Raw genomic sequence first — 24,619 nt, 5'->3', positions numbered from 1 at the left:
TCGTCGAGCGTGGTTGGCAGTTCTTCGTGTTTCATAAGCAAGGGAATTGATGAGTTGTCGGGGTGGCCGTACGCGCGGAGGTATCCGAAGAATGTCGCCACGGGAATGCCGGCATTTGTGGAAAAGGCGCGTATCGACAGGCCACTCGTGAGGTACCGACGTAATAACTCTAATTTTTCGATTTTCATTGTACTGTTTCATGACTTTTTACTTCTTTTGCTTGATGTAAACTGTCAACTTATTCAGTACAGGTCAGTAAGCAAGTGGAAGACCGGCCATCGGGGCTTGGAACGGGTGAGCGAGCAGAATGCTTACTTGGTTTTCAGCGCCTGGCGCAGGAACTTCGGCGTGTAGCCTTGCTTGCTGCGTGCCACATCTTCGGGTGTACCGGTTGCCAGCACCTTGCCACCGCCGCGCCCGCCTTCGGGTCCCATGTCGATAACCCAGTCGGCCAGTTTGATTACATCGAGGTTGTGTTCTATGATGACAACCGTGTTGCCGCGGTCAACGAGCTTCTGCAGCACGTTCATCAGTATGCGAATGTCCTCAAAGTGCAGACCGGTAGTGGGCTCGTCTAATATATATAAGGTGCGTCCGGTATCTTTTTTGCTCAGCTCGGTGGCGAGTTTCACACGCTGGCTTTCGCCTCCCGACAGGGTGGTAGAGCTCTGTCCTAACTTGATATAGCCCAGACCTACATCCTGCAGGGTCTTGATTTTAGGCAGTATATGTGGCACGTTTTCAAAGAATTCCACGGCTTGGTTGATGGTCATGTCAAGCACGTCGGCAATCGACTTGCCCTTAAATCTCACTTCAAGTGTCTCTCGGTTGTACCGTTTGCCGTGACAAACCTCGCAGGGCACCATCACATCGGGCAGGAAGTTCATCTCTATCGTCTTGTAACCGTTGCCTCCGCAGGCTTCGCAGCGGCCTCCTTTTACGTTGAAAGAGAAACGGCCGGGCTTGTAACCTCTGATTTTTGCCTCCGGGAGATTGACAAATAAGGAGCGGATATCGGAAAACACGCCTGTGTAAGTAGCCGGATTGGAACGTGGTGTGCGCCCGATGGGACTTTGGTCTACGTTCACCACCTTGTCTATGTTCTCCATTCCTTCGATATCATCGTAGGGCATGGGCTTCTTGAGCGAACGGTAGAACTGGTGTGAGAGGATGGGCTGCAGCGTCTCGTTGATGAGAGTGCTCTTGCCGGAGCCTGATACGCCTGTGACTAAAATCAGCTTGCCGAGCGGAAATTCGATGTCTACGTTTTTGAGGTTATTGCCCCGGCAGTTGTGCAGCACGATGCTCTTGCCGTTGCCCTTGCGGCGTGCCGAGGGTATTTCTATCTGCTGTTCGCCCGTAAGATACTGCGCGGTGAGCGTGTGCTGGCGAAGCATTTGCGCAGGAGTGCCCTGGAATACCACCTCACCTCCTTTGCGTCCGGCTTTCGGTCCGATGTCGATAATCCAGTCGGCCGCCCGCATCATATCCTCGTCGTGCTCTACAACGATGACCGTGTTGCCCAGATCGCGCAATTCCTTGAGCGAGTTGATGAGCCGCTCATTGTCGCGTTGGTGGAGACCGATGCTTGGCTCGTCGAGGATGTAGAGCACATTGACGAGCTGGCTTCCTATCTGGGTGGCCAAGCGGATACGCTGGCTTTCACCGCCGGAGAGACTGGCCGACTGCCTGTTAAGCGACAGATAATCGAGTCCCACTTCCAGAAGAAAGTTGACGCGGCTCCTGAGTTCCTTGACTATCTCGGTGGCTATCTGCCTGTTCTGGTCGTCCATGTGTTCCTCCACGTGTTCCAGCCATTCTTTTAAATCAGCAATGTCGAGACTTGCAACCTCGGAGATGTTCTTGTCCCATATCTTGAACGAGAGCGATTCCCGTTTCAGTCGCTGCCCGTGACACTCCGGACACACGGCCTCTGCCATGAACTGTTCGGCCCACTTCTGGCCTGCAGCACTGTCGTCACTCTCCATGACATACTTCAGATATTTAATGACTCCGTCGAATGAAATGAAATAATCGGTCGATGTATGAACAAGTTCCTTTGAAATCTTCAGGTTCTCCAGCGAGCCGTACAGAATCTCGTCCATTGCCTCCTTGGGAATGTTTTTAACGGGCGTCTTCAAGGTGCAGTCGTATTGATGCAGAATGGCATCAATCTGCCAGAATATCATCTGGTTCTTATATTTGCCCAGTGGAGCAATGGCTCCTTCGTAGATACTCTGCTTGTTATCGGGTATAACCTTTTTGAGATCTATCTCGTTCACGTACCCCAGACCCTTGCAATGGGGGCAGGCACCTTCGGGCGAGTTGAACGAAAACATGTTGGGAGCGGGCTCACCATACGATATGCCGGTCACGGGGTCCATGAGTCGCTTTGAAAAGTTACGTATCTCGCCGGTGTCTTTGTCCATTATCATGAGTACGCCTTCGCCTTGTTTCATGGCCAGAGATACGGAGTGGCGAAGCCGCTCAGCATCGGCAGAACCTTCGGCGCCCTTCTGGGGCAGCTGCATCTTGTCGATAACGACCTCAATGTTGTGGTTCTTGTATCGGTCGACTTTCATTCCTCTGGATATTTCCTTGATTTCGCCGTCAACCCGGATGTAGAGATATCCCTTGCGCCTCATGCTCTCGAAGAGTTCGCGATAGTGTCCTTTGCGTTGGCGTACCAGCGGAGCGAGGATGAAGATACGCCTGCCGGCATACTCATCGAGTATCATGTCGTAAACTTTCTCTTCGGTGTATTTAACCATCTTTTCGCCGCTCATGTAGCTGTAGGCCGTTCCCGCCCGTGCGTAAAGCAGTCGCAGATAGTCGTATATCTCGGTAGTGGTGCCCACGGTAGAGCGCGGGTTCTTGTTCGTTGTTTTCTGTTCGATGCTGATAACAGGGCTGAGGCCCGTTATCTTGTCTACATCGGGTCGCTCCATGTTGCCCAGGAAGTTACGTGCATAGGCAGAAAAAGTCTCTATGTATCTTCTTTGGCCCTCGGCAAAAATGGTGTCGAAAGCCAATGACGACTTGCCCGAGCCGGACAATCCAGTAATTACTGTCAGTGAATTGCGGGGAATCATCACATCCACATTTTTCAGATTGTGTACGCGTGCGCCCCAAACATTAATCTTCTCGTCTTCTCTTTTCATCTTGTAGTCTACGTCCTAAATCTCTTGCCTTTATCCTGTGAACCTTAATCTATTGTCAGTCAGTTGTTTCTGTGTATCCTCTCAACAAGTTTACATCCTTCTTTATATTGAAGTTCCTGCCGTCAGCCCCCTTGGCTTTAACGAGACAAAAGTAGACGCCTTGCTTGACATCCTTGCCGTTAAAGGTACCGTCCCATCCTCCGGAAGGGTCACTCCATTCGTATATTTTCTGTCCCCAGCGGTTAAAGATGTAGGCATGAAATTCCACAATACTCTGATAGCCGGTTTTTGCTCTGTACACATCGTTAATGCCATCACCGTTGGGAGAGAAGGCATTGGGCATTTCGAGCTTGCTGTCGGATATGGAAACCGACATCGGGCCTGCCTCTTCCCAATATTCCCGGGCATATGCAACTGTGTCGTTGCCTTGGGTGAACGTGGCGTAACATACGATAAAGTTCACTCCGGCCTTGTTGAAAGTGAACTCCGTGTCCTGCTCGTACCTTATTAGATAGGGGTTGCTGGCATTTCCTTCGGTATAGAAGCGCCATTCGTAGTGGGCATTCCAGGAGCCTACATTCTCAGGATTGGCTTTGAAGATGCCTATAACGGGAGCGGAACCGGAGAAAGGGCTTTCTCCCTCTTCACCCGCCGAGTCTGTAAACTTGGCTGTGGGAGAGATGCCCGGTATATCTTGTGCGGTGATGCCAACAGAGTAAAACAGTGCCAGCAGTATCGTGAAGATGTGTTTAAAAATCATTTTCAAGTCCTATAATCATGCAAAGATAGCAAAAAGATTACAGATATAGAATTAGAGTTTAGAGTTTTTTTGTATTTTTGCAAATGAAAAATCAATTCGTGGATATGAAAAGAATACTAAGATATATGGTGCTGTTGCTCATGCTGGCAACGGCTGCTGAGTCGATGGCGCAGATAAACAAGTGGCGTGATGTCTATACGGCAAAGAAGAAAGATACCCTTTTCGGCATTGCCAGAAAATACGATATTACCGTTCCTGACTTGATGGAAGCCAATCCGGAGATGAAACAAACGGGTTATGAACTGAAGAAAGGCGACACGATTTTTATTCCTTTTGCGAAGAAGAGCGTACAGCCTGTTGCGACGCCCAAACAGACTAAAGCCGTTCCTGTTACGGGGCGGCAGATTAGGGTGGGCATCATGCTGCCCATTCACAATGTAGACGGCGATGGGCGTCGCATGGTGGAATATTACCGGGGCGTGCTGATGGCGTGTGACAGTTTACGCAGCATCGGCATTTCAACCGAAGTTCATACGTGGAACGTGCCCATTGACGCAGACATTCACCAGACATTGCTCGACAATGCTGCAAAGGAGTGCGACATCATCTTCGGCCCTCTCTACACCCATCAGGTAAAACCTTTGGGCGATTTCTGCAAGGCTAACGATATCAAGCTGGTGATTCCGTTCTCCATCAGCAGCGATGAAGTGACGCGTAACCCACAGATATTCCAGGTTTATCAGGAAGAAGACAATCTCAACAATGATGCCATCAACGCTTTCCTTTCCCGCTTCCCCAAACATCACCCCGTGTTTATAGACTGCAACGACAAGACGAGCAAGAAGGGTGTCTTCACCATGGGGCTGCGTGCCCAGCTTGAGAAGAAAGGTATCAGGTATAATGTTACCAATACGGCGAGCAGCGAGGAGATGTTTGCCAAGGCCTTCTCGCGTACGCAACCCAACATTGTGGTTCTGAACACCGGGCGTTCACCGGAGTTGAATGTGGCGCTCGCCAAAATAAACGGACTGACAACAAATTATCCCGGCATAGTTGTTACCCTGTTCGGTTATAACGAATGGCTCATGTACACAGAGCAGAACTTGAACAACTTCTTCAAGTTCGACACCTATATACCCTCTACCTATTATTATAATGCACTTTCGCCAAGGACGCAAGGTTTCGAGAAGAACTTCAGGCGTTGGTTCAAGACCGACCTGCAGTATGCCTATCCGCGTTTCGCGTTGACGGGTTACGATCAGGCCATGTTCTTTTTGCGCGGCTTGCACAAATACGGAAAGAACTTTACTGGCAGCAGAGCAGAAAATGTCTACATGCCCATGCAGACTCCCTTGTACTTCAAACAGGTAGGGCAGGGCGGCTACCAGAATGCCAATTTCCAGTTAATTCATTACACCTACAACCATAATATAGAATCGGTTAACTATTGATAGCTGTAGAATGACCAATCGAATAAAAACTTGCTTGATGGCATTAGCCGGCCTGCTGGCTATTCAAACCACAGCAGCACAGATAGGCGAACATCGCAATGACTTCGCTGTCGGCGTCAACGGAGGCTATGTGCTCAGTAATGTACGTTTCACTCCGAAGGTTCCCCAAGGCTACCACGGTGGTTTCACGGGTGGTTTATCGTTGCGCTATGTCTGTGAGAAGTACTTCAGCACCATCTGCTCGGTATATGCAGAAGTAAACTATGCCCAGTTGGGATGGAAGGAAGACATCCGTACCGTTACCGACGAGCCAGTCATCAACGGAACTACCGGTGTGGCCGAAGCCTACAGCCGAACCATTAACTACGTGCAGGTACCTGTATTTGCACACTTGGCATGGGGCAGAGAAGACCGAGGCTTCAATTTTTTTGTGAACTTGGGGCCCCAGTTTGGCTTTTATTTGAGCGAAAGTACGGATGCAAACTTTACTCTCGAGCAGCGAAATGCCGCCGACAGAGCCGTGAACGTAGTGGCTCAGGACACAATGGCTGTAGAGAAGAAGTTCGACTATGGCATCGCTGTAGGTCTCGGAACAGAGTACAGTATTCCCAAAGCAGGCCATCTGCTGCTTGAGGCCCGCTACTATTATGGGCTCGGAAACATATACGGAGACACAAAACGCGATTTCTTCGGAAGTTCTAATTATGGGAATATTGTCGTGAAGTTGAGCTATCTGTTTGATATAACAAAAACCAAGAAATAATCATAAACTTAAACCTTTAATATTATGTTTGAAAATCAACCCAAAGGTCTTTATGCGTTGGCATTGGCCAACACAGGCGAGCGATTTGGTTATTACACCATGATTGCCGTCTTTGCCTTGTTTCTCCGAGCAAATTTCGGACTTGCTCCCGGTACAGCCGGACTTATCTACAGCATCTTTCTGGCTTTGGTGTATGTCATGCCGTTGGTGGGCGGAGCTCTTGCCGATAAGTTCGGTTATGGCAAGATGGTTACAGCCGGTGTGCTTGTAATGTTTGCCGGCTATCTCTTTCTGAGTATTCCATTGGGCAGAGATACCTTTGCCATGGTATGTATGTTGGCAGCATTGGTCTTCATCAGTTTTGGAACAGGCCTGTTTAAAGGCAACCTTCAGGTAATGGTGGGCAACTTGTATGACGAGCCCCAATACTCCAAACAGCGTGACAGCGGCTTCTCCATCTTCTATATGGCCATCAACATTGGTGCGCTGTTTGCACCAACGGCAGCCGTTAAGATTAAGGAATGGGCAGAAAGTATCGGCTATGCCAGCAATGATGCCTATCATTTCTCGTTCGCTGTAGCCTGCGCATCACTCATTCTTTCCATAGCCATTTATTACGGTTTCCGTTCCACTTTCCGTCATGTAGAGGGCAACTCAAAGCAGAATGCCGTTGCCGAAGGCGAAGTGCAAGAACTGTCAAAGCAGGAAACCAAGGAACGCATCATCGCACTTTGTCTTGTATTTGCAGTGGTTGTCTTCTTCTGGATGGCTTTCCATCAGAACGGATTGACCCTTACCTATTTTGCCAATGAGTTCGTTAAGCCGACATCAGAGGGCATTCAGAGCATGGCTTTTGATGTTGTTAATCTGGTAATGATTATCTTCATTGTGTACGGCTTGTTTGGTTTCTTCCAGAGCAAGACCGGCAAAGGGAAGGGTATTGCTACTGCCGTGATACTTGCTGCGTGTACAGTATTGTATTATAAGTACACCCGGATATCAGGTGCTGTTGAAGTCAGCGCTCCCATCTTCCAGCAGTTCAACCCCTTCTATGTGGTTGCGCTGACACCAGTCAGCATGAGTATATTCAGCTATCTGGCCTCAAAAGGCAAAGAACCTTCAGCTCCTCGTAAGATTGCCTATGGCATGTTGGTGGCCGGTTCGGCTTACGGACTTATGATTTTAGCTTCTGTCGGTTTGCTTACCCCCGATGCACAGGCAGCCGCCGGCGACAATGCAACCTTTACATCGGCCAACTGGCTGATTGGTACTTACCTGATACTTACCTTCGGCGAGTTGCTTTTGAGCCCCATGGGCATCAGTTTCGTGAGCAAGGTGGCTCCTCCAAAGTACAAAGGTTTGATGATGGGAGGCTGGTTTGTTGCCACCGCTTTCGGCAATATGCTTGTTTCCGTAGGTGGTTTCCTGTGGGGTGGACTGCCTCTGTGGACGGTTTGGCTCGTCTTCATCGTGCTCTGCTTGCTGTCGTTCGTCTTTATGATGGCTATCATGAAGAAGCTCGAGAAAGTTTGCTGATGCGGCTCTTAGAAGTGTATAAATCCCTTGCATGTTTCCTTGAAATACGGAAAGTGCAAGGGATTTTTCTTTTCGTAGTGTTCGTCTTTAACTCATAAATGCCGGCTGTGACAGTAAAACTATGATTAACAAAATAACCAGACAGAAACTTTAAGCAGCTAAATACACAGAAATTTGAAGATTTTCCTGCTTTTGTTTTGCCAATTCAATTTTAAATCTTAGTTTTGCCAAACTATTAGAATGACCATGTGTATTATTGCCTGAAGCTAAAACCTAAAAACATAAATAAGTACATGCGATTTCTTACAGGACAAGCATTACAGTCAACTTGTGATGGGAATACTTTCAAGTCGATATATAAAAGGATTAAAGAATAGATTTTTGTCAGAACCTTAAAAGCATCGAGCAATATGCTTTATACCAAGCGCCCCGTTATTTATACGGGTTTGCGCTTTGGAAGTTTGCTATCTATTATTACTAAAATATACAAACAATGAAGAACTTTACCTTGATAGCCTTGACTTTGTTGCTCTCGGCAACAGCTCAGGCTCAGCTCTACAAGGATTTGCCTAAAGGAGATTATTACCCCGGCTATAATCCTGTGGTGAAACCAGACGCCTCGCTTTCCCTTCGCAGGCAGCGCATGAGTCGTGCCCCTGGTGCTGAAGCTGCTTACCCTGACCATTGGAACACCGGCGCACAGCGCTATTTCCCGCCAATCTTCTCACAAGGCGGCTATGGTTCGTGCGGAGTAAGCTCGCACGTGGGCTACATGATGACTTCGGAACTGAACGCCTGGCAAAATACCGACGCATCGTTGCCCGAGAACCAGCTTACCCCCATGTTTGAATACCCTTTCACCTATAACGGGCCGGGCAAGGATGATATGGCTTTGTATGTAGGCTTCCCCACTGCCGATGTGTACGGCGGACGCTACGAGAGCAGCATTTATATGCCTTCGGAGCACAAAGGCTCCAATTGGAGTTGGATGCAGGGTTACAAGAGCTTTTACAATGCCATGCTGCACCGCATCAGTTATGCCTCGAACTTTCCGGAGTCAACAAACACCGAGGAGGGGCGAGCTGCCGTGAAAGCATATCTGTATAATCATAACGGAGACGAAACCTTTGGCGGTCGTGGTGGAACGGCGTGCGTGGGTGTTGGCATTGCCAGTAGTGGCCTTGCCACGGTGCCGGCCTCTGATATCAACAGAGCCAACGGCTTTGTAGGCCAACGCTATTTGGAACATTGGAATATAGGCTCGGGTAATTACGACCACGCCATGTGTATGGTAGGATACGATGACCGCATACAGTTTGACCTCGATGGCAACGGACAAGTGGGGGAGATTACCAACACCCTTGGACAGAATGAGAACGGAGCCTGGATTATGGCGCAGAGTTATGGCGCGGGCTGGGGTAACGCCGGATTTGTTTACTGCCCGTATGCGCTTGACGGCGGTGTGAGCCAAGAGGTAACAACCCCTGCCGGCAAAAAGGCATACAAACAGTATGGCGGTTGGCAGCCCTATGTGTACCATTACCGCACAGACTATACACCTTTGCGTACAATGAAAGTGCTTATGGACTACTCCAAACGCTCTGAGATAAGCGTCGTAGCCGGTGTGGCTCAAGACACCGCGGCAGCAAAACCCGAGAAAACATTCCAATTTGCTTATATCAACTATACGGGCGACGGCGATGGCGACGGCAAAGATGCTGCCACTCCGCTTTTAGGAACATGGAATGACGGAATTTCGCATACAGAACCTATGGAGTTCGGCATCGACCTTACCGATTTAACCGATGGATTAGACAGCAGCCGGCCGTTGAAGTATTTTTTGATAGTTAATTCAAAATCAACTGCCGACGGCAACGGACACATCCATGCGGCCAGCATCATTGACTATGAGTTCAACAAGCTTGGCGTGGAATTTCCTTTAGACAGCAAGAACGTGGAAATTCAGACGGCCGGCAAACAAACCATTATCAGTGTTGTGGTGAAGGGAGAACCCTTGCATGCGCCTACCAACCTCACCCTCTCTGGCAACCAGCTCTCATGGACTGCTCCTACGGGTACACCCTATATTCCCACCTCTTATTATATATACAGGGATGACAATAAAGTAGGAGAAAGCACCAGCACTAACTTTACCACTGATGGAACTGCCGGAAGCTATTGCGTGAAGGCTGCTTACATGATAAATGGTACAGAACATTTATCGGCGGCAAGCAACCTAGTGGGTGCCTCGTCAGCACTGACAGCGGAGCAAGCCTATGACAACAACGCTCTGGCTTTTGAGAGTGGTAAGTTCTTTGTGCCGGATGTTGTAAACGAGGCGCACGACAGCTACACGGTTGAAATGTGGCTCAATCCCAACAAGTTGATTAACTGGGCCGATTTTATGTTCCACAATTTGTGGGGCGCTAAATACCTGATGCACACCTCGGCAGACGGTAGCATATCAGCGGGCTGGAACAACAATACAGATAGAATCGATACGCCTGCCAACACCCTTGTTGTTGGCAAATGGACTCACATTGCTCTCGTTATAGAAGGTAACAACCACCGCATTTATGCCGACGGAAACCTTGTGGCCGAAGGGCAAGGCAGCGTGAGCGGGTTCCCCGCTTATTGGGCCGGACGCCTTTATTTTGGAGATAAGAATTCACTCAACGGCACCATTGATGAGTTGAGGCTGTGGACCTGTGCACGCTCGGCCGCCGACATCAAGGAAAACATGCACCAGCCCATTGCCGACCCCACGCACACACCCAACTTGCAGGCTTACTTCAAAATGGATACTTATGACAAGGACGGCAAGACATACATAAAAGACTGGGTAGGCGGACATGATGCCGAAATTTTAGGCGGTACCCGAACTGCAGCACAAACCAACGGCGCCACGATAAGCCGCGATAGCCAGCCCGTAGCAATAATACAGGCACCGGCCAAGGCCGTAATGGGCGAGCCGATAAGCATTCAGGCCGCAACAAGCGTGGCTACCACGGCATATACATGGACTGCCACCAATGCTGTTCCTGCTACCTCCACGCTGCGCGTGCCTACCTTTACTTTCAATAAAACAGGCATACAAACGCTGAAACTCAAAACCACAGACCTCTCCGGAGCTACGGCCGAGGCCGAAGCTACGATTGAAATAGAGCAAATTATGCCTACCGCTGATTTTGTGTTGAGCAGCGAAGGAACCACGGGCAACGACCGAATTAGCTTTATAGCCCAAAACAAGGCTCCCGGCTGTACTTACCTGTGGAGCATGCCAGGTGCCGACAACGAAACGGCCTCTACGGCCAATGCCAGCGCCAGCTACGCTACGATGGGCACGAAGAAAGTAACCCTCACTGTTACCGGCCCCGACGGAGCAACGTACACCTCAACCCAAAGTTTCGAGGTGCGTAAGAGTACGCCGGCTACGGCTTACCAGATAACTCCGCAAGTGGTGGTGAAAGGCAGTCCGGTGCAGCTTACCGACCAGAGTGGTTATGCGCCCACGTCGTGGAAATGGAGTTTCAGGAGCAGCAACAGCTACTTTGCCTTTGTCGGCAAAGAGGGCGAGATAACCCCCGAAGTTCCCGGTATCTACACCCTCACCTATACGGTTGGCAACGAGATAGGAAACTCTTCCATAACAGCAAACCGCGCGCTGATAGTATGCAATGCAGCTTCTGAGACGGGGCTCAACTTCTACGAAGGCGGTTCGCAGCGCATGGATGCCACCTTATCTGCTGCTCCATTTGGGGCATGGACAATAGATTATTGGCTCAACCCATTGCAGTTGAGTAACAGTTCGCTGGGAATACAGACTGCGGACAGCAATGGAGCAGCTGGCATGAAGATTGTTTCAGATGCCAGCGGCAATGTAAAACTAAGCTTCGGCGAGGCATCAGCATCGGCCGACGGCTTCTATATCCCTGGCGAGTGGCATCATTATGCCATTACGCACAGCGGAACTACTGTCAGCTTCTATCGTGACGGAACGCAAGTGGGCACCACTATTGATATAGGTGTGGCCGATTTCAGCAACGCGTTCACACAACTTACCCTCGGCGGAACCGCTGCTCCGATGAAAGGCAGCATCGACGAACTGCGCGTATGGAACCGTGCGCTCAGTCAAAACAATCTGCGTGAAGTGGCTGTAGCCCCTATCAGCGATGTCAATGCAGCTATGCAGAACCGGGGCTTGCTGGCCTACTGGCAGTTTAACCAGCCCGACGGCAATGCCGTTGATGCCTGCGGACATGCCGAAGGAAAGCTCACGGGATTTGCCAACACGGTGAACTATTACACCGAGTCCAAAGGTGTGTTCGCCCTGAACTTCGACCCGGCCGCCAACGAGCCTGTCGTAGGCGAGTTGTTGGCCAAGAGCAATTTCTCTTTTGTATCGGTGAGCGATTATGACAGTTCAGAGAATGCCACCGGCAACCAAGCCATAGACGCCGACGAGAAAACCTTCTGGCACTCTAAATGGGAGGGTGGAGAAACGGTTTATCCGCACAGCATCACCCTGAAACGTACCGACTGCGACACCTTGCGCACCCTGCAGTTCTGTTATGCAAGGGCCGACCGCTACCGTGCAGCCAATGTTACGGTAGAGCAGAGCGCCGACAATGTTAACTGGCAGGTGCTCGACAGCGACCATGTGCTCTTCAGTTTCGCCCAGCAAAACATGGTGCTGGCCCAGCCTGCAACCGCTCCCTATGTGCGCATTACCTTTAACAGCGGCATTACCGGAGGCAATTTGCTGTGCCTCAATGAAATCAATTTCTATGGTACAAAGCACAACACATCTAATGGCATCAGCGTTCTGCAAGGCACGGAGACTGGCCCGCAGGTAATATACGACCTGCAAGGGCGCCGTGTTAACAGGCCGTTGCTGCCCGGAATTTATATCATAAACGGCAAAAAACAAATCGTTCGGTAATACGGTTCATACAGAAAAGGCACCGCAGCCATCTCTTTACAACAGGAGAGAAGGCTGCGGTTTCTTTTGTATTTCATACATTACCAGGTCTTACCAGATAGTGGTAAAGCGTTTACCAGATAGTGGTAAAGCGTTTACCAGATAGTGGTAAAGCGTTTACCAGATAGTGGTAAAGGCATTACCAGATACATGTAGAGGCATTACCAGATACATGTAGAGGCATTACCAGATAGGTGTAGATAGTTGGTAAAATAGCTGGCTTGTCGTTAAACACTAAGTGCTTCCGGTAAAAAGGCATCTGGCAACAAAGAAAAACGGCAGCCGACAGGTGTCTTTTGCATTCACCCCAAATCCGCTCATCATACACAATTTGAGGCCGTTGCCGTCATCCTTCCTCCCGGATGTTGGCCTGCTCCAAACCGTAATTGTGCTTCCTGTCGGCCATCAGCAAGATGGCGGCCACCACGGCAGCTGCCAGAGCGAACCCTGCAAAGATGAGAATGGGGACAAAATAGTCAACATGGCCGGTTTCGGCAGCCGTGTAATCATCGATGACATGGCCCACCCAAATGGGCACGAGCATGAGCCCGATGTTCTGAATGTAGTAGATAATGCTGTAGGCTGTGCCCAACTGCCTGAGCGGCACTATCTTGGGAACCGACGGCCACATGGCACTCGGCACGAGCGAGAATGCTACGCCGACCAAAACCATCAGGAACAGCGCAAACCAACTGGTGTTGATGATGGGCAGAGCCAGGCACAGATGGCACACGGCGAGCAGCAGGCAGCCTATAAGCATCAGCCGGGCGCCGTGGCCCAGGCGGTCGTACAGGTTGCCGAAGAACGGGGTCAGCACGATGGTACCGTAGGGAATGGCGGAAACTATCAATCCGGCCGTAACTTCGGCCACGCCGTACTTGTTGATGAGCAGGTCGGTTGCAAACTTCATGAACGGGCGGATGGAGCTGTAAAAGAGCATGCAGAGGATGGCGATGAGCCAGAAACCGGGATTGCGGAGCACGGTCATGAAGTCGCTGAGTGAGAAACTCTCGTCCTTGATGGGCTGTGTCTGCGGGGCCGCCACCCGTGCAGCGAGGTTGCCGCCTGCGGCCTTATCGAACCTGCGGTCCATGAACACATAGAGAATGAACATCGCGAAACCGAGCAGCAACACGATGGCTCCGGCAAGCAGTGGTGCCGGGAGGCCGTAGCTGAGTGCGATGAGCGGACTGAAACTCAGGGCCGATGCCGTGCCCAGTCGGGCCATGGCCACCTGCACACCCATAGCCGAAGCCAGCTCGTGACCGGTAAACCACTTGGTTACAATCTTCGAGACGGTGATGCCCGTGATGTCGCAACCCATGCCAAAGAGGCCGAAGCCCAATGCCGCTATCAGCACCTGGAGTTTGATGTGGGCAGGAATGAGGCCGAAGAGGGTGAAGGGCAGGTTGGCATAAGTAGCGGGCGAAATGGCCGTAACGGCATAGTAGTTGATGGCCGAACCCAGCAGCATAACGCCCGTAGCCAGCAAGCCGGTGAAGCGGATGCCGAACCTGTCGAGTATGATGCCGCCCAGAAACAGCATGAGCAGGAAGATGTTGAAGATGGAATAGCTGCCGGCATAAAATCCGTATTCGGTAGCCGTCCAGCCCATTCCGCCCTCATCGACCGGAGCTTTGAGTTGAGTGGAGAGAGGGGAGATGATATCCCAGAACACGTAACCCATCATCATGACAAAGGCTACGATGAAAAGAACGCCCCAGCGCTTGCGCCTTGAGACGGACAGAGAAGAAATCCCGTCAGGTATGCCCGGCTCTACGGATGTTGAACGGATGGAACTGTGGTTGCCTGTTTGCCTTTCCATAATTTGCTATCATCAACATCCATTCGGCGGGACGGCTGCCTGACGGGATTTCGGTGAATTAATCTTTGATGTTCGGTTCTTCGAGACCGAGGCCTTTCTTCTTGTCTACAATCTTCAGAATGAGACCGATGACGAGCGCCGCAATGCCCAGGCAGGCCAGCATGACCAGCGGAGCAGTATAGTCGAGCTGGGTGGCATCGGTTACGCCGGGGTTGGTCTTGTCGAGTACCTTGCCGATGAGGAGGGGGAACAGCCATAAACCGATGTTCTGTATCCAGAAGATGAGCGCGTAGGCCGAGCCTATTATCTTGGCGTCAACGAGCTTTGGCACGCTGGGCCAGAGGGCTGCCGGAACGAGTGAGAACGATGCACCCAGCACCAGAATGGTGAGGTAGGCCACAACCACACCGCCCACATCGTTACCCTTGAAGCCGGGTAGCACGAAGGCGAACGTAAGATGGCAGGCGATGAGCAGCAGCGAACCCAGGACGAGCATGGAGGCAGCCTTGCCCTTGTGGTCAACGTAGTTGCCCAGAATTGGCGTGATGCCCACGGCCAGCAGCGGGAATACGGCAAAGATACTCTCGGCCGACTGGCGCATGTAGCCCATGTAGCAGTAGGTTATGAGCAGGAGAACCGAGAGGGTGAGCAGCGAGTATTTCACTTTTGCCTTCTTCATGAAGTTGCTCATGAAGGCGGTTGCAGCCACCAAAATCATGATGAGGTACTGGATGATGGTTACCTCGGAAGAAGCCCAGAATGATTCTGCGGGTACTTCACGGAACGTGAGGTTGCACTGCAGCATGTTGACTGCATACTTCTGGAAGGGGAAAATGGCGGAATAATAGAGTACGCACAGCAGCGAAACAAGCCAGAAGCCGCTGCTCTTGAGTATCTGCCCGATGTCGCTGATCTTGAACGGGTCGTCTTTCTCTTCTGCCTCTCCGGTCTGTGCATCCAGCTTCTTGTCCATGAAGAAGTAAACAACAAACATAATCAGGGCGATACACAGCAGTACAACTCCGAACGCTACCGAACGGGACACGTCAACTACGCCGCCCAGCTTGGCAAAGAACGGTGAGAATATCATGCAGGTGGCTACGCCCAGACGGGCCAAGGCCATCTCCGAACCCATGGCGAGCGCCATCTCGCGACCTTTGAACCACTTTACTATACCGCGGCTTACGGTGATGCCCCCCATCTCGGCTCCGCAGCCGAAAATCATGAAACCGCAGGCAGCCAGCTTGGCAGAGGCGGGCATGCCCTCATAGAAAGGCGATACGCCTAACTGTTCGAAGACGGGAATGTGGTTAAGGTTATTGGTGAACCAGGCCTCCAGTCCGCTTCCCATAAAACTCTTGCTGATGGCATAGTACTTGATGCAGGCACCTACCAACATCACCGCTCCCGAGAGCACCGCCGTAAAGCGAACGCCCATCTTGTCGAGAATGATACCTGCGAAGATAAGGAAGAACACGAAAACATTGAGGAATGTTTCGGCTCCCTGCATGGTACCGAAAGCGGTGGAATCCCATCCCCGCTGGGTGAGCATCAGGTCCTTGATGGGGGAGAGGATGTCCATGAAGATGTAGGCACAGAACATGGCCAGTGCCAATAGTAAGAGCGCCGTCCAGCGAAGGGCAGCGGAATCTCTGAGTGTTTTTTGAATTTGCTCTGTCATAATTTAATATTTTATCTCTCAAATCTTATTTTTTGAGCCACTTGTCAAGCCAACTGAAGAAGGTGCGCTGCCACTGCACACCGTTCTGAGGCTTGAGAACCCAGTGGTTTTCGTCGGGGAAAAGCAGTAGTTCTGCCGGGATGCCTCTCATGCGAGCTGCATTGAAAGCTCCGAAACCCTGGTTGGCATTGATGCGGTAGTCCTTCTCGCCGTGGATACACAGGATGGGGGTGTCCCACTTGTCGACAAACTTGTGAGGGCTGTTGGCGTAGGTACGCTTGGCCCGGTCGGTCATGTCTTTATTCCAGTAGGCATCGTCGTACTCCCAGTTGGAGAACCAAGCCTCTTCAGTATCGGTGTACATGGACTCCAGATTGAATGCACCGTCGTGGGCTATGAAAGCCTTGAAGCGCTTGTCATGGTGCCCGGCCAGATAGTAAACGGAGAAACCACCGAAGCTGGCACCAACGCATCCCAAGCGGTCTTTGTCGACAAAGGGAAGCGTACAGGCATCATCAATGGCGCTCAGGTAATCGTTCATGCACTGTCCTGTCCAGTCACCGGAAACTTCTTCGTTCCACTCGGAACCGAAACCTGGCAGACCGCGGCGGTTTGGTGCAACGACTACATAGCCGTTTGCGGCCATTATCTGGAAGTTCCAGCGGTAACTCCAGAATTGCGAAACCGGGCTTTGTGGGCCGCCCTCGCAAAAGAGAAGCGTAGGATATTTCTTGTTTGCATCGAAGTGTGGAGGCAGGATAATCCATACCAGCATGTCTTTGCCGTCGGTGGTCTTTACCCAGCGCTGCTGCGTTTTGCCTAATGCCAGCTGGTCGTAGATATGTTTATTTTCAAAGGTAAGCTGCTGCACCTTTGCCTGTTTCTCCTTGCCGGGCTTTATCAGGTAAAGTTCGTCGGCCGACTGGTGACTGTGCCGCGAAGCCAACAGCTGCTTGCCGTCGTTGAGCAGTTGGACAGAACCATAATCAAACCATCCGTCGGTAACTTGTGTAACTTCTCCTTTAAGATTGGTTTTCCATATCATCTCTGTGGCATGCCATACACCCAGGAAGTAGAGTTCTTTGGAGTTGGAAGCCCAAGTGTAATCGTCTACATTGGAGTCGAATTGCTCTGTCACGTAATTTTTTGCTCCGGTCTTGAGGTTATAGACACACAGACGATTGCGATCGCTTTCGTATCCGTCGCGTTTCATGCTCATCCATGCTACATACTGACCATCGGGAGAGAAGCGGGGGTTGACATCGTAACCTACGTTCAGGTCGCCGTTCTGCTTGTTTACCACTTGGGTAGCCAGCGTCTTGGTAGGGTCTACTTTCGGACTCTTGTAGCCTTCGGGCTTGCAAAGGTTCTTAGTCTCGCGGCTCTCTATATTATATAGGTATATGTCAGCATCGGTGGAGATAGCATACTCTACACCTTCTTTCTTTCGGCTTGTATAGGCAATGCTCTTGGAATCAGTGCTCCATGCAATCTGCTCTATGCCTCCGAACGGTGCCAGTGGGCTTTCGTATGGTTCGCCTTTCATGATATCGATATCGTTTCCTACGTTGTTGCCATTTACTTCGGCCAGGAACGGATGTGCGATGGTCTCGACATAATGATCCCAGTGGCGGTAATTCATGTCGGTGATAATTCTTCCCGAGGCGAGAGGCAGGTCGGATGGGTTTTCTTTAATGGTGCCGTGATAGGGTATCGACTTGATGAGCACGACATGCTTCTCGTCGGGTGAAAAGCGGAAGCCCTCAATGTCAGTTTCCGAATTGGTGAGCTTTTGGCGACCGGAGCCGTCGGGATTCATTTTCCACAGTTGTCCTTCGCGAAGGAAAGCTATCTTTTGCCCTTTCTCTATCCAGGCTGCATCGGTTTCATTCTTGCTGTCAGTGGTTAGTTGCTTTTGGCTTTTACCGTCAGCATTCATGACATACAGCACAGTGTGACTTTTGTTTTGAGCCACGCTGTAGTATGAAACCTGATAGGCAATTCGCTTGCCGTCGGGCGAAGCTGCACTGCCGCCGATGCGCCCCATTGCCCAAAGAGCTTCGGGAGTCATCGTGTCGCTTTGCAATTGGATATTATTCTTACCAATCATATTCTGCGCATTCATGCTGCTGCATGCCATGAGGGCTGCTGCAACTATTGTCATAGCTTTGTGCATCTGTACTGTTCTTATAGTTTACGTTTCTTCCTGTCGAGTTCTTCACGCTTGCGCTGAAGCTCTTCCTGCTGCTGTTGCATGGCCTGCAGGCGTGCAGCAAGGCCTTTCATCTTCTGCGGATTGTTGGCATTCTCCTTGTAGCGAGACTCCAGGATGGCCAGAAGTTTAGCGTCGTTTGTGGTGTGACGGAGTGTCCACATGATAGCGGCACTGAAGAAAAGGCTGATGAAATAGTAGAAGTTAAGCCCCGAAGAATAGTCGTTGAAGATAAAGAAGAACATCAGCGGCATGAGGTACATCATCCACTGCATCATCTTCATCTGTTCTGCTTGCTGACCTACCATCTGATCCTTCTGCTGTTGCATGGTGAACCATGAATACAGAATCTGTGCTCCGCAGAACAGAATGCAGGTGAGGCTCAGGTGGTCACCAATCAGCCAAATGTTCTTGTTCCATTCCCAAATGGGGTCGTACGTTGAGAGATCCTTCATCCACAAGAAACTCTGTCCGCGAAGTTGGATAGCATTCGGCACAAAGTTGAACATGGCAATCCAGATAGGCATTTGTATGAGCATAGGCAGACAACCGCTCAGTGGCGACACACCATATTTGGCATATTCCGCCATCATTGCCTGCTGTTTCTGCATCTGGTCTTCCGGTTTGTTGTATTGTGCTGTGGCTTCATCCAACTTTGGTTTGAGTACACGCATCTTTGCGGAGCTCATGTAGCTCTTCTTTACCATCGGGAAGGTGATAACCTTCAGCAACATTGTAATGAGAATGAGCACAATACCCATGGGGAAAATCTTGCTGAGCCAGTCGAACACGTAGATAGTGAACCATCTGTTGATAATTCGGAATAGTGGCCATCCGAGGTAAACCAGGCGTTGCAACTGCAGGTCTTTGCCGAATGAGCTTTCCTTTTCAACCTTCTGGAGCAGACGGAAATCGTTGGGGCCATAGTAGAAATCAAACTCCGACGGTGTGTTACCAGTGGGATCGAAGAATGTCTTCATTTTGGCTTGGTAGGTTTTCAGATAGCCGGAGCCTTTCTCGTGGGGGATACTGGTCATCAAGGACTTCTGCTGAAAGTCGTTCTTGGCTATCATTACGGCAGAGAAAAATTGATTTTTGAATGCTACCCAATCAATTTTTTCTTCTATCTCCTTATCCTTGACTTCCTTTGATTCGTTGAGATAGTCAGTTCCTCCTTCAACATCATGATAGGTGAGGGTGGCGTAGCGGTTTTCAAAAGTGTAGCCTTTCTCCTGTTGCCTGCATTTATCAAGCCAGTTTACATCCATGGTCGAGGTGTTTGGGGCAAAGATACCAGCCATGCCGATAGCATTCATCTTCATGTGCAGTATATAGTTTTTGCCCAGCGTATAGCTTATGACAATACTCTTGCCTGTACCGGCCTGAGCTGTGAAAACTACCGACGAGTCAGTAATTTCCGACGGTTGGAAGTACAGATCTTGTGTGCTGATGTTCACTTCTTTAGCCGTAAGGGTATAGTTTAGACTTTGGTCTTTCTCGTCAAAGAGCGTGAGTTGTTTGTTGCCCAAACGGTCTCCGTAGCCTTTGATGACAGCTTTCTCTACCGTTGCTCCCTTGGAACTGAATGTCAACTCGACAGCTTTGTTTTTTAAGACAATATTTTGCTGCTGTCCTGTAAGTGCTGCATGGAACAGAGCTGTGGTATCTTCAAGCACCTTGGTCTTGACTGCCGTTTGCCTGGCAGCTGCCTCCATCTGTTTTTGTTTCTCTGCTTTTTGTCTGGCAACTTGGGCAATAGAATCCTGAACGAAAGCTGCTCTCTGTTCTTCTGCCGATGGTTGGCTCCACCAACTGAACCCAATCAGTACCACTGCAATCAGCACAAAACCGATGATAGTGTTTTTATCCATTTCTTTTTTATGATTTATCCACAAGCCTTCGCTCCCGTTTTGATTTCAGACCCCAGTGAGTCTTATATCAAGGAGTAAAGGTTTATGGACGATATTGATATTATTTTTTATTCTTGATTGCTGTTTTCACGAAGTCTACAAATAAGGGATGCGGCTTGAGAACTGTGCTTTGATATTCCGGATGGAATTGAGTTCCGATGTACCATTTAAGTCCCGGGATTTCTACTATCTCCACTAAATCGCTTTCCGGATTCCGTCCAACGCACATCATGCCGGCCTTCTCGTATTCCTTTTGATAATCGTTATTGAATTCATAGCGGTGTCTGTGGCGTTCCTGTATGTGCTCTTTTTTGTAGATGTCGAACACTCGTGAGCCTTGTCTCAATACACACTCATAGGCACCCAAACGCATTGTGCCACCCATGTTTGTGATATTTTTCTGTTCCTCCATGATGTCAATTACGTTGTATTCCGTCTTTTCGTCAATTTCCCGGCTGTTGGCATTGGCATATCCCAAAACATTGCGGGCAAATTCAATAACCATCATCTGCATGCCCAAGCAGATGCCAAATGTCGGAATATCGTGGGAGCGTGTATAGTGGGCAGCTATAATCTTTCCTTCGATACCTCTCTGGCCGAATCCCGGACAGATGACGATGCCGTCCAGACCATCCAGCTTCTCACCGACATTCTCCTCTGTGAGGCCTTCTGAATTGATAAAGGTGATAATGGTCTTGTGGTCATTATAGGTTCCGGCCTGCGAGAGGCTCTCACGAATGCTCTTGTAAGCATCCTGCAAATCATATTTGCCAACAAGACCTATATGCACTTCTTCCGTAGCTTTGTTCCTGCGTTCCAGAAAAGCCTTCCAAGGACCCAGGGTGGGCTTCTCGCCTATAGGTTCTCCTACTTTGCGGAGGATAGCCTGATCCAAGCCTTGGTCCTGCATGTTTACCGGAACTTCGTAGATGCTTGGCAAGTCTTCACTCTGTATAACACAGTCAAAATCTACGTTACAGAAAGCTGCAACCTTCTTACGTAGTGCATCGCTCAGATGCTTCTCGGTTCTCAGAATGAGAATATCGGGCTGGATACCTACACTCTGCAGCTCTTTGACAGAGTGCTGGGTTGGCTTTGTTTTCAGCTCGTCGGCTGCTTTCAGATAGGGAACATAGGTTAAGTGTACGTTGATAGCATTCTTGCCGAGTTCCCATTTCAACTGTCTGATAGCCTCCATAAATGGTGCACTCTCAATGTCTCCAATGGTGCCGCCGATTTCGGTGATAACAAAGTCATAGTGATATTTCTTTCCCAGCAGCTTCACATTCCGCTTGATTTCATCCGTAATGTGAGGAACAACCTGGATAGTCTTGCCCAAATAGTCGCCACGTCGCTCCTTGTCAATCACAGCCTTGTAGATACGACCAGTGGTCAGCGAGTTAGCCTTGGTGGTCCTGATGTCTGTAAACCGCTCATAATGTCCCAAATCCAGGTCAGTTTCCATACCGTCGGTAGTTACGTAACATTCTCCGTGCTCGTAGGGATTCAGCGTTCCCGGGTCGATGTTGATATAAGGGTCGAATTTCTGGATGGTGATATTGTAACCTCTTGCTTGAAGAAGTTTCCCGATGGAAGAAGAGATAATTCCTTTGCCAAGCGATGATACTACTCCGCCTGTGACGAAGATATATTTTGTTTCAGCCACGATAGTGAAAATTAAATATTAAAGATGGTGCAAAATTACAATAAAAACATGAAACGGGCAAGCAACTCCCAACTTTTATTACTATCTTTGCAGCCAAATGCAAGAACTTGTTATGAAAGTAAAATATTTGTTCGTCTTGTCGTTTGTCCTGTGTTCTGTGTCTGCTGCGGCACAGGTGAGAAATCGTGTCTTCAACAGAGGTGTTGTCAGTTCAGCTTTTTCCGATCGCTATATGGATTCCCTGCGACAGGTTAATCAGCGGCTCGACAGCATTTATAACATATCCGTAGCCCGGCAGACAGCAGAAGGACGCTTGGAGAGCCAACGGTATTCTACATTATTTCTGCCACTCACTTTCTACAATGGTGTGGCCCATCAGTCTTTTTCTTTAGATGCTGATGTCTCCGATTTAGATAAGACTCTGCTTGGCATCTACCTGCACCGCCCCGAATTGATAAGCAATACAGAGAGCCAACTCGACCGCATAAACATAATAGAGCCTGTAACCAAGAAGCAGAAAACGGAAACCAATATCGTAGAGAAAGTAGCTCCTGTACCTATAGAGCCTGATGTGATTCCGACGGAGGTGATGATTAAGAAGCCCAACTTCTGGACAATCTCTGGCGATTACTATCTGCAGTTCCTCCAGAACTACGTATCGTCCAATTGGTATAAAGGCGGTGAGAGCAACTACTCGGCTGTTGGCGCTGTAACACTGAATGCCAATTACAATAATAAACAGAAAGTAAAGTGGGAAAACAAGTTGGAAATGAAACTCGGTATGCAGGCCAGCCGTGGTGACACCCTGCACAGCATGAAAACTTCCGAAGATCTCTTGCGCTATACCAGCCGCTTAGGTCTGCAGGCAAGCACTCATTGGTACTACACGCTGCAGATGGTTGCGTACACCCAGTTCCTGCGCGGTTACAAGAGCAACGACAGCTTTGTTTATTCCGATTTTATGTCTCCGCTCAACGTGAACCTCTCACTTGGTATGGACTATACCGTGGAGTGGCTGAACAAGCGGCTCACGGGAACCATTCATTTGGCGCCGTTTGCCTACAACTTTAAATATGTTCAGCGCCTCGAACTGTCCACCCGTTACGGCCTGGACGAGGGCAAGCACGCGCTCAACGATATAGGTTCCGAATTCGATATCAACCTTTTGTGGAAGATGACCGACAACATCAGTTGGAAAACTCGCTTCTATGCCTACACGACTTATAAGCGTTCGGAATTAGAGTGGGAGAATACGTTCTCTTTCCAGTTCAACAAGTACATCTCCACCAACATCTTTGTTTATCCGCGTTTTGATGACGGAGCTTCGCGCGACGACCATCACGGTTTCTGGCAGCTGAAGGAGTATGCCTCCATTGGCTTTGCCTATTCGTTCTGACAGTAGCTGATTACAAACAAACAGGGAACCGTGTTGAGGCGCGGTTCCCTGTTTGCATTATGTGGGTTGTTACATTTGCGTATAGCCTTTTGCAAGTCCGCCGGCCGCCGTTTCCTTATAGAGCGACGGCAGGTCGTGCCCGGTCTGCTTCATGACGGCTACCACGCGGTCAAAACTCACCCGATGTTTACCGTCTGAAAAGGCGGAATAGAGATTGGAGTCCAGCGCCCGGCAGGCCGCGAAGGCATTGCGTTCTATGCACGGAATCTGCACCAGGCCGCACACGGGGTCGCAAGTCATGCCCAAATGATGCTCCAATCCCATCTCGGCAGCATACTCTATCTGAGCCGGACTGCCGCCAAACAGTTGGCAGGCTGCTGCCGACGCCATGGCACAAGCAACGCCCACCTCTCCTTGGCAGCCTACATCGGCTCCGCTGATAGAGGCGTTCTGTTTCACGATATTGCCGATAAGGCCGGCTGTAGCCAGCGCATGCAGAATGCGAGAGTCGCTGAAGTCGTGTCCTTTGGCCAGATGATAGAGCACTGCCGGCATAACACCGCACGAACCGCAGGTGGGCGCCGTGACGATAGTTCCGCCCGAAGCGTTCTCTTCACTCACTGCAAGCGCATAGGCGTAAACCAGTCCCCGGGTTTGCAGAGATTGTTTGTACCCACGCGCCTTTACATAGTAGACGGGTGCCTTACGAGCCAGATTGAGCGGCCCGGGCAGCACTCCCTCGTGGTTGATGCCCCTTTCTACGGATTCCTGCATCTTCTTCCACACCTCCATCAGGTAGTCCCAGATGTCAGAATTTTCGTTCTTGTTCACGTATTCCCAGTAGCTGCGGCCGTTGTTTTCGCACCATCGCATGATTTCGGTGAGCGTGTTCATGTCGTAGATGTCTTCCGTATCAAACCTGTCACCGTGCGACTTACCTTCCGAGAGTGCGCCACCGCCTACGCTGTAAACCGTCCATTCATCCTTTCCTCCGTCGTGGCTGAACTTCATGCCGTTAGGATGAAAGGGCAGGAAGACCTGAGGCTGCCAGTTGATGGTTGTGGGAGCAACGGGACGGAGCACTTCTTCTATGGCCAAATCGGTCATGTGCCCTTTGCCTGTTGCCGCCAGACTGCCGTACAGTGTTACGTCAAACGACTTTGCATCGGGATGCTGTCCGCGGTATATCTGGGCTGCTTTGTTTGGCCCCATCGTATGGCTGGACGACGGGCCTTTACCTATTCTGTATAATTCTCTTAATGATTTCATGGGTACAA

13 protein-coding genes and 1 pseudogene are annotated in these 24,619 nt (G+C 50.1%); 5 read left to right on the top strand and 9 right to left on the bottom strand.

Annotated elements, in window-relative coordinates:
* The 3 genes and pseudogenes from BMW31_RS13320 to BMW31_RS10250 all read right to left on the bottom strand — a co-directional run.
* Nucleotides 1-188: pseudogene (locus BMW31_RS13320) on the bottom strand (transposase); the annotation flags it as partial.
* A 123-nt stretch (nt 189-311) separates the two neighbouring features.
* Nucleotides 312-3,161 carry an excinuclease ABC subunit UvrA gene (gene uvrA / locus BMW31_RS10255; RefSeq protein WP_091825192.1) on the bottom strand — a complete coding sequence of 950 codons (2,850 nt, stop codon included), beginning with the start codon at nt 3,159-3,161 and terminating at the stop codon, nt 312-314.
* 55 nt (nt 3,162-3,216) lie between these two features.
* Nucleotides 3,217-3,921, bottom strand: a complete 705-nt coding sequence (locus BMW31_RS10250; protein WP_091825189.1) for a gliding motility-associated C-terminal domain-containing protein — start codon at nt 3,919-3,921, stop codon at nt 3,217-3,219.
* 104 nt (nt 3,922-4,025) lie between these two features.
* Between BMW31_RS10250 and BMW31_RS10245 the strand changes: the two genes are divergently transcribed.
* The 4 genes from BMW31_RS10245 (at nt 4,026) to BMW31_RS10230 (ending at nt 12,613) form a co-directional block, all read left to right on the top strand.
* Nucleotides 4,026-5,372, top strand: a complete 1,347-nt coding sequence (locus BMW31_RS10245) for a LysM peptidoglycan-binding domain-containing protein (protein WP_091825186.1) — start codon at nt 4,026-4,028, stop codon at nt 5,370-5,372.
* Between the two features lie 37 nt (nt 5,373-5,409).
* On the top strand, nt 5,410-6,135 hold the full coding sequence (locus BMW31_RS10240) for a porin family protein (protein ID WP_255404936.1): 726 nt from the start codon (nt 5,410-5,412) through the stop codon (nt 6,133-6,135).
* Nucleotides 6,136-6,159: 24 nt separating this feature from the next.
* Nucleotides 6,160-7,671, top strand: a complete 1,512-nt coding sequence (locus tag BMW31_RS10235) for a peptide MFS transporter (RefSeq protein ID WP_091825180.1) — start codon at nt 6,160-6,162, stop codon at nt 7,669-7,671.
* A 493-nt stretch (nt 7,672-8,164) separates the two neighbouring features.
* Nucleotides 8,165-12,613 (top strand): LamG-like jellyroll fold domain-containing protein, encoded by a 4,449-nt coding sequence (locus BMW31_RS10230; RefSeq protein ID WP_091825177.1) that lies wholly within the window; start codon nt 8,165-8,167, stop codon nt 12,611-12,613.
* Between the two features lie 385 nt (nt 12,614-12,998).
* Here BMW31_RS10230 and BMW31_RS10225 read toward each other — a convergent pair whose 3' ends face one another.
* From BMW31_RS10225 to BMW31_RS10205, 5 genes are all read right to left on the bottom strand, one after another.
* Nucleotides 12,999-14,345 carry an MFS transporter gene (locus tag BMW31_RS10225; RefSeq protein ID WP_091825174.1) on the bottom strand — a complete coding sequence of 449 codons (1,347 nt, stop codon included), beginning with the start codon at nt 14,343-14,345 and terminating at the stop codon, nt 12,999-13,001.
* Nucleotides 14,346-14,535: 190 nt separating this feature from the next.
* On the bottom strand, nt 14,536-16,158 hold the full coding sequence (locus tag BMW31_RS10220; protein WP_091825171.1) for an MFS transporter: 1,623 nt from the start codon (nt 16,156-16,158) through the stop codon (nt 14,536-14,538).
* A 25-nt stretch (nt 16,159-16,183) separates the two neighbouring features.
* Nucleotides 16,184-18,322: a dipeptidyl-peptidase Dpp5 gene (locus tag BMW31_RS10215; protein WP_410524445.1), complete on the bottom strand. Its 2,139-nt coding sequence runs from the start codon at nt 18,320-18,322 to the stop codon at nt 16,184-16,186.
* A gap of 23 nt (nt 18,323-18,345) precedes the next feature.
* Nucleotides 18,346-20,241, bottom strand: a complete 1,896-nt coding sequence (gene yidC, locus BMW31_RS10210; RefSeq protein ID WP_091825165.1) for a membrane protein insertase YidC — start codon at nt 20,239-20,241, stop codon at nt 18,346-18,348.
* 100 nt (nt 20,242-20,341) lie between these two features.
* A complete protein-coding gene (locus BMW31_RS10205) occupies nt 20,342-21,946 on the bottom strand; it encodes a CTP synthase (RefSeq protein WP_091825161.1) in 1,605 nt (534 codons plus the stop codon).
* Between the two features lie 112 nt (nt 21,947-22,058).
* On the opposite strand from BMW31_RS10205, the gene BMW31_RS10200 reads away from it, so the two are divergent.
* Nucleotides 22,059-23,342 (top strand): DUF3078 domain-containing protein, encoded by a 1,284-nt coding sequence (locus BMW31_RS10200; protein WP_091825156.1) that lies wholly within the window; start codon nt 22,059-22,061, stop codon nt 23,340-23,342.
* A gap of 69 nt (nt 23,343-23,411) precedes the next feature.
* On the opposite strand, the gene BMW31_RS10195 is transcribed toward BMW31_RS10200, so the two are convergent.
* Nucleotides 23,412-24,611, bottom strand: a complete 1,200-nt coding sequence (locus BMW31_RS10195) for an L-serine ammonia-lyase (protein WP_091825153.1) — start codon at nt 24,609-24,611, stop codon at nt 23,412-23,414.
* Between the last annotated feature and the right edge of the window lie 8 nt (nt 24,612-24,619).

Source organism: Prevotella sp. kh1p2, from assembly GCF_900111525.1.
Classification (GTDB): Bacteria; Bacteroidota; Bacteroidia; order Bacteroidales; family Bacteroidaceae; genus Prevotella.
The sequence above is the reverse complement of the archived record's forward strand: the minus strand, read 5'-3'. Positions and strand labels throughout refer to the sequence as shown.

What these genes read in the sequence shown, in the direction of transcription:
- uvrA (WP_091825192.1), bottom strand. Translation starts at nt 3,161, where the DNA reads ATGAAAAGAGAAGACGAGAAGATTAATGTTTGGGGCGCACGCGTACAC.
- BMW31_RS10245 (WP_091825186.1), top strand. Translation starts at nt 4,026, where the DNA reads ATGAAAAGAATACTAAGATATATGGTGCTGTTGCTCATGCTGGCAACG.
- BMW31_RS10250 (WP_091825189.1), bottom strand. Translation starts at nt 3,921, where the DNA reads ATGATTTTTAAACACATCTTCACGATACTGCTGGCACTGTTTTACTCT.
- BMW31_RS10230 (WP_091825177.1), top strand. Translation starts at nt 8,165, where the DNA reads ATGAAGAACTTTACCTTGATAGCCTTGACTTTGTTGCTCTCGGCAACA.
- BMW31_RS10235 (WP_091825180.1), top strand. Translation starts at nt 6,160, where the DNA reads ATGTTTGAAAATCAACCCAAAGGTCTTTATGCGTTGGCATTGGCCAAC.
- BMW31_RS10195 (WP_091825153.1), bottom strand. Translation starts at nt 24,611, where the DNA reads ATGAAATCATTAAGAGAATTATACAGAATAGGTAAAGGCCCGTCGTCC.
- BMW31_RS10240 (WP_255404936.1), top strand. Translation starts at nt 5,410, where the DNA reads ATGGCATTAGCCGGCCTGCTGGCTATTCAAACCACAGCAGCACAGATA.
- yidC (WP_091825165.1), bottom strand. Translation starts at nt 20,241, where the DNA reads ATGGATAAAAACACTATCATCGGTTTTGTGCTGATTGCAGTGGTACTG.
- BMW31_RS10220 (WP_091825171.1), bottom strand. Translation starts at nt 16,158, where the DNA reads ATGACAGAGCAAATTCAAAAAACACTCAGAGATTCCGCTGCCCTTCGC.
- BMW31_RS10200 (WP_091825156.1), top strand. Translation starts at nt 22,059, where the DNA reads ATGAAAGTAAAATATTTGTTCGTCTTGTCGTTTGTCCTGTGTTCTGTG.
- BMW31_RS10215 (WP_410524445.1), bottom strand. Translation starts at nt 18,322, where the DNA reads ATGACAATAGTTGCAGCAGCCCTCATGGCATGCAGCAGCATGAATGCG.
- BMW31_RS10225 (WP_091825174.1), bottom strand. Translation starts at nt 14,345, where the DNA reads ATGATGATGGGTTACGTGTTCTGGGATATCATCTCCCCTCTCTCCACT.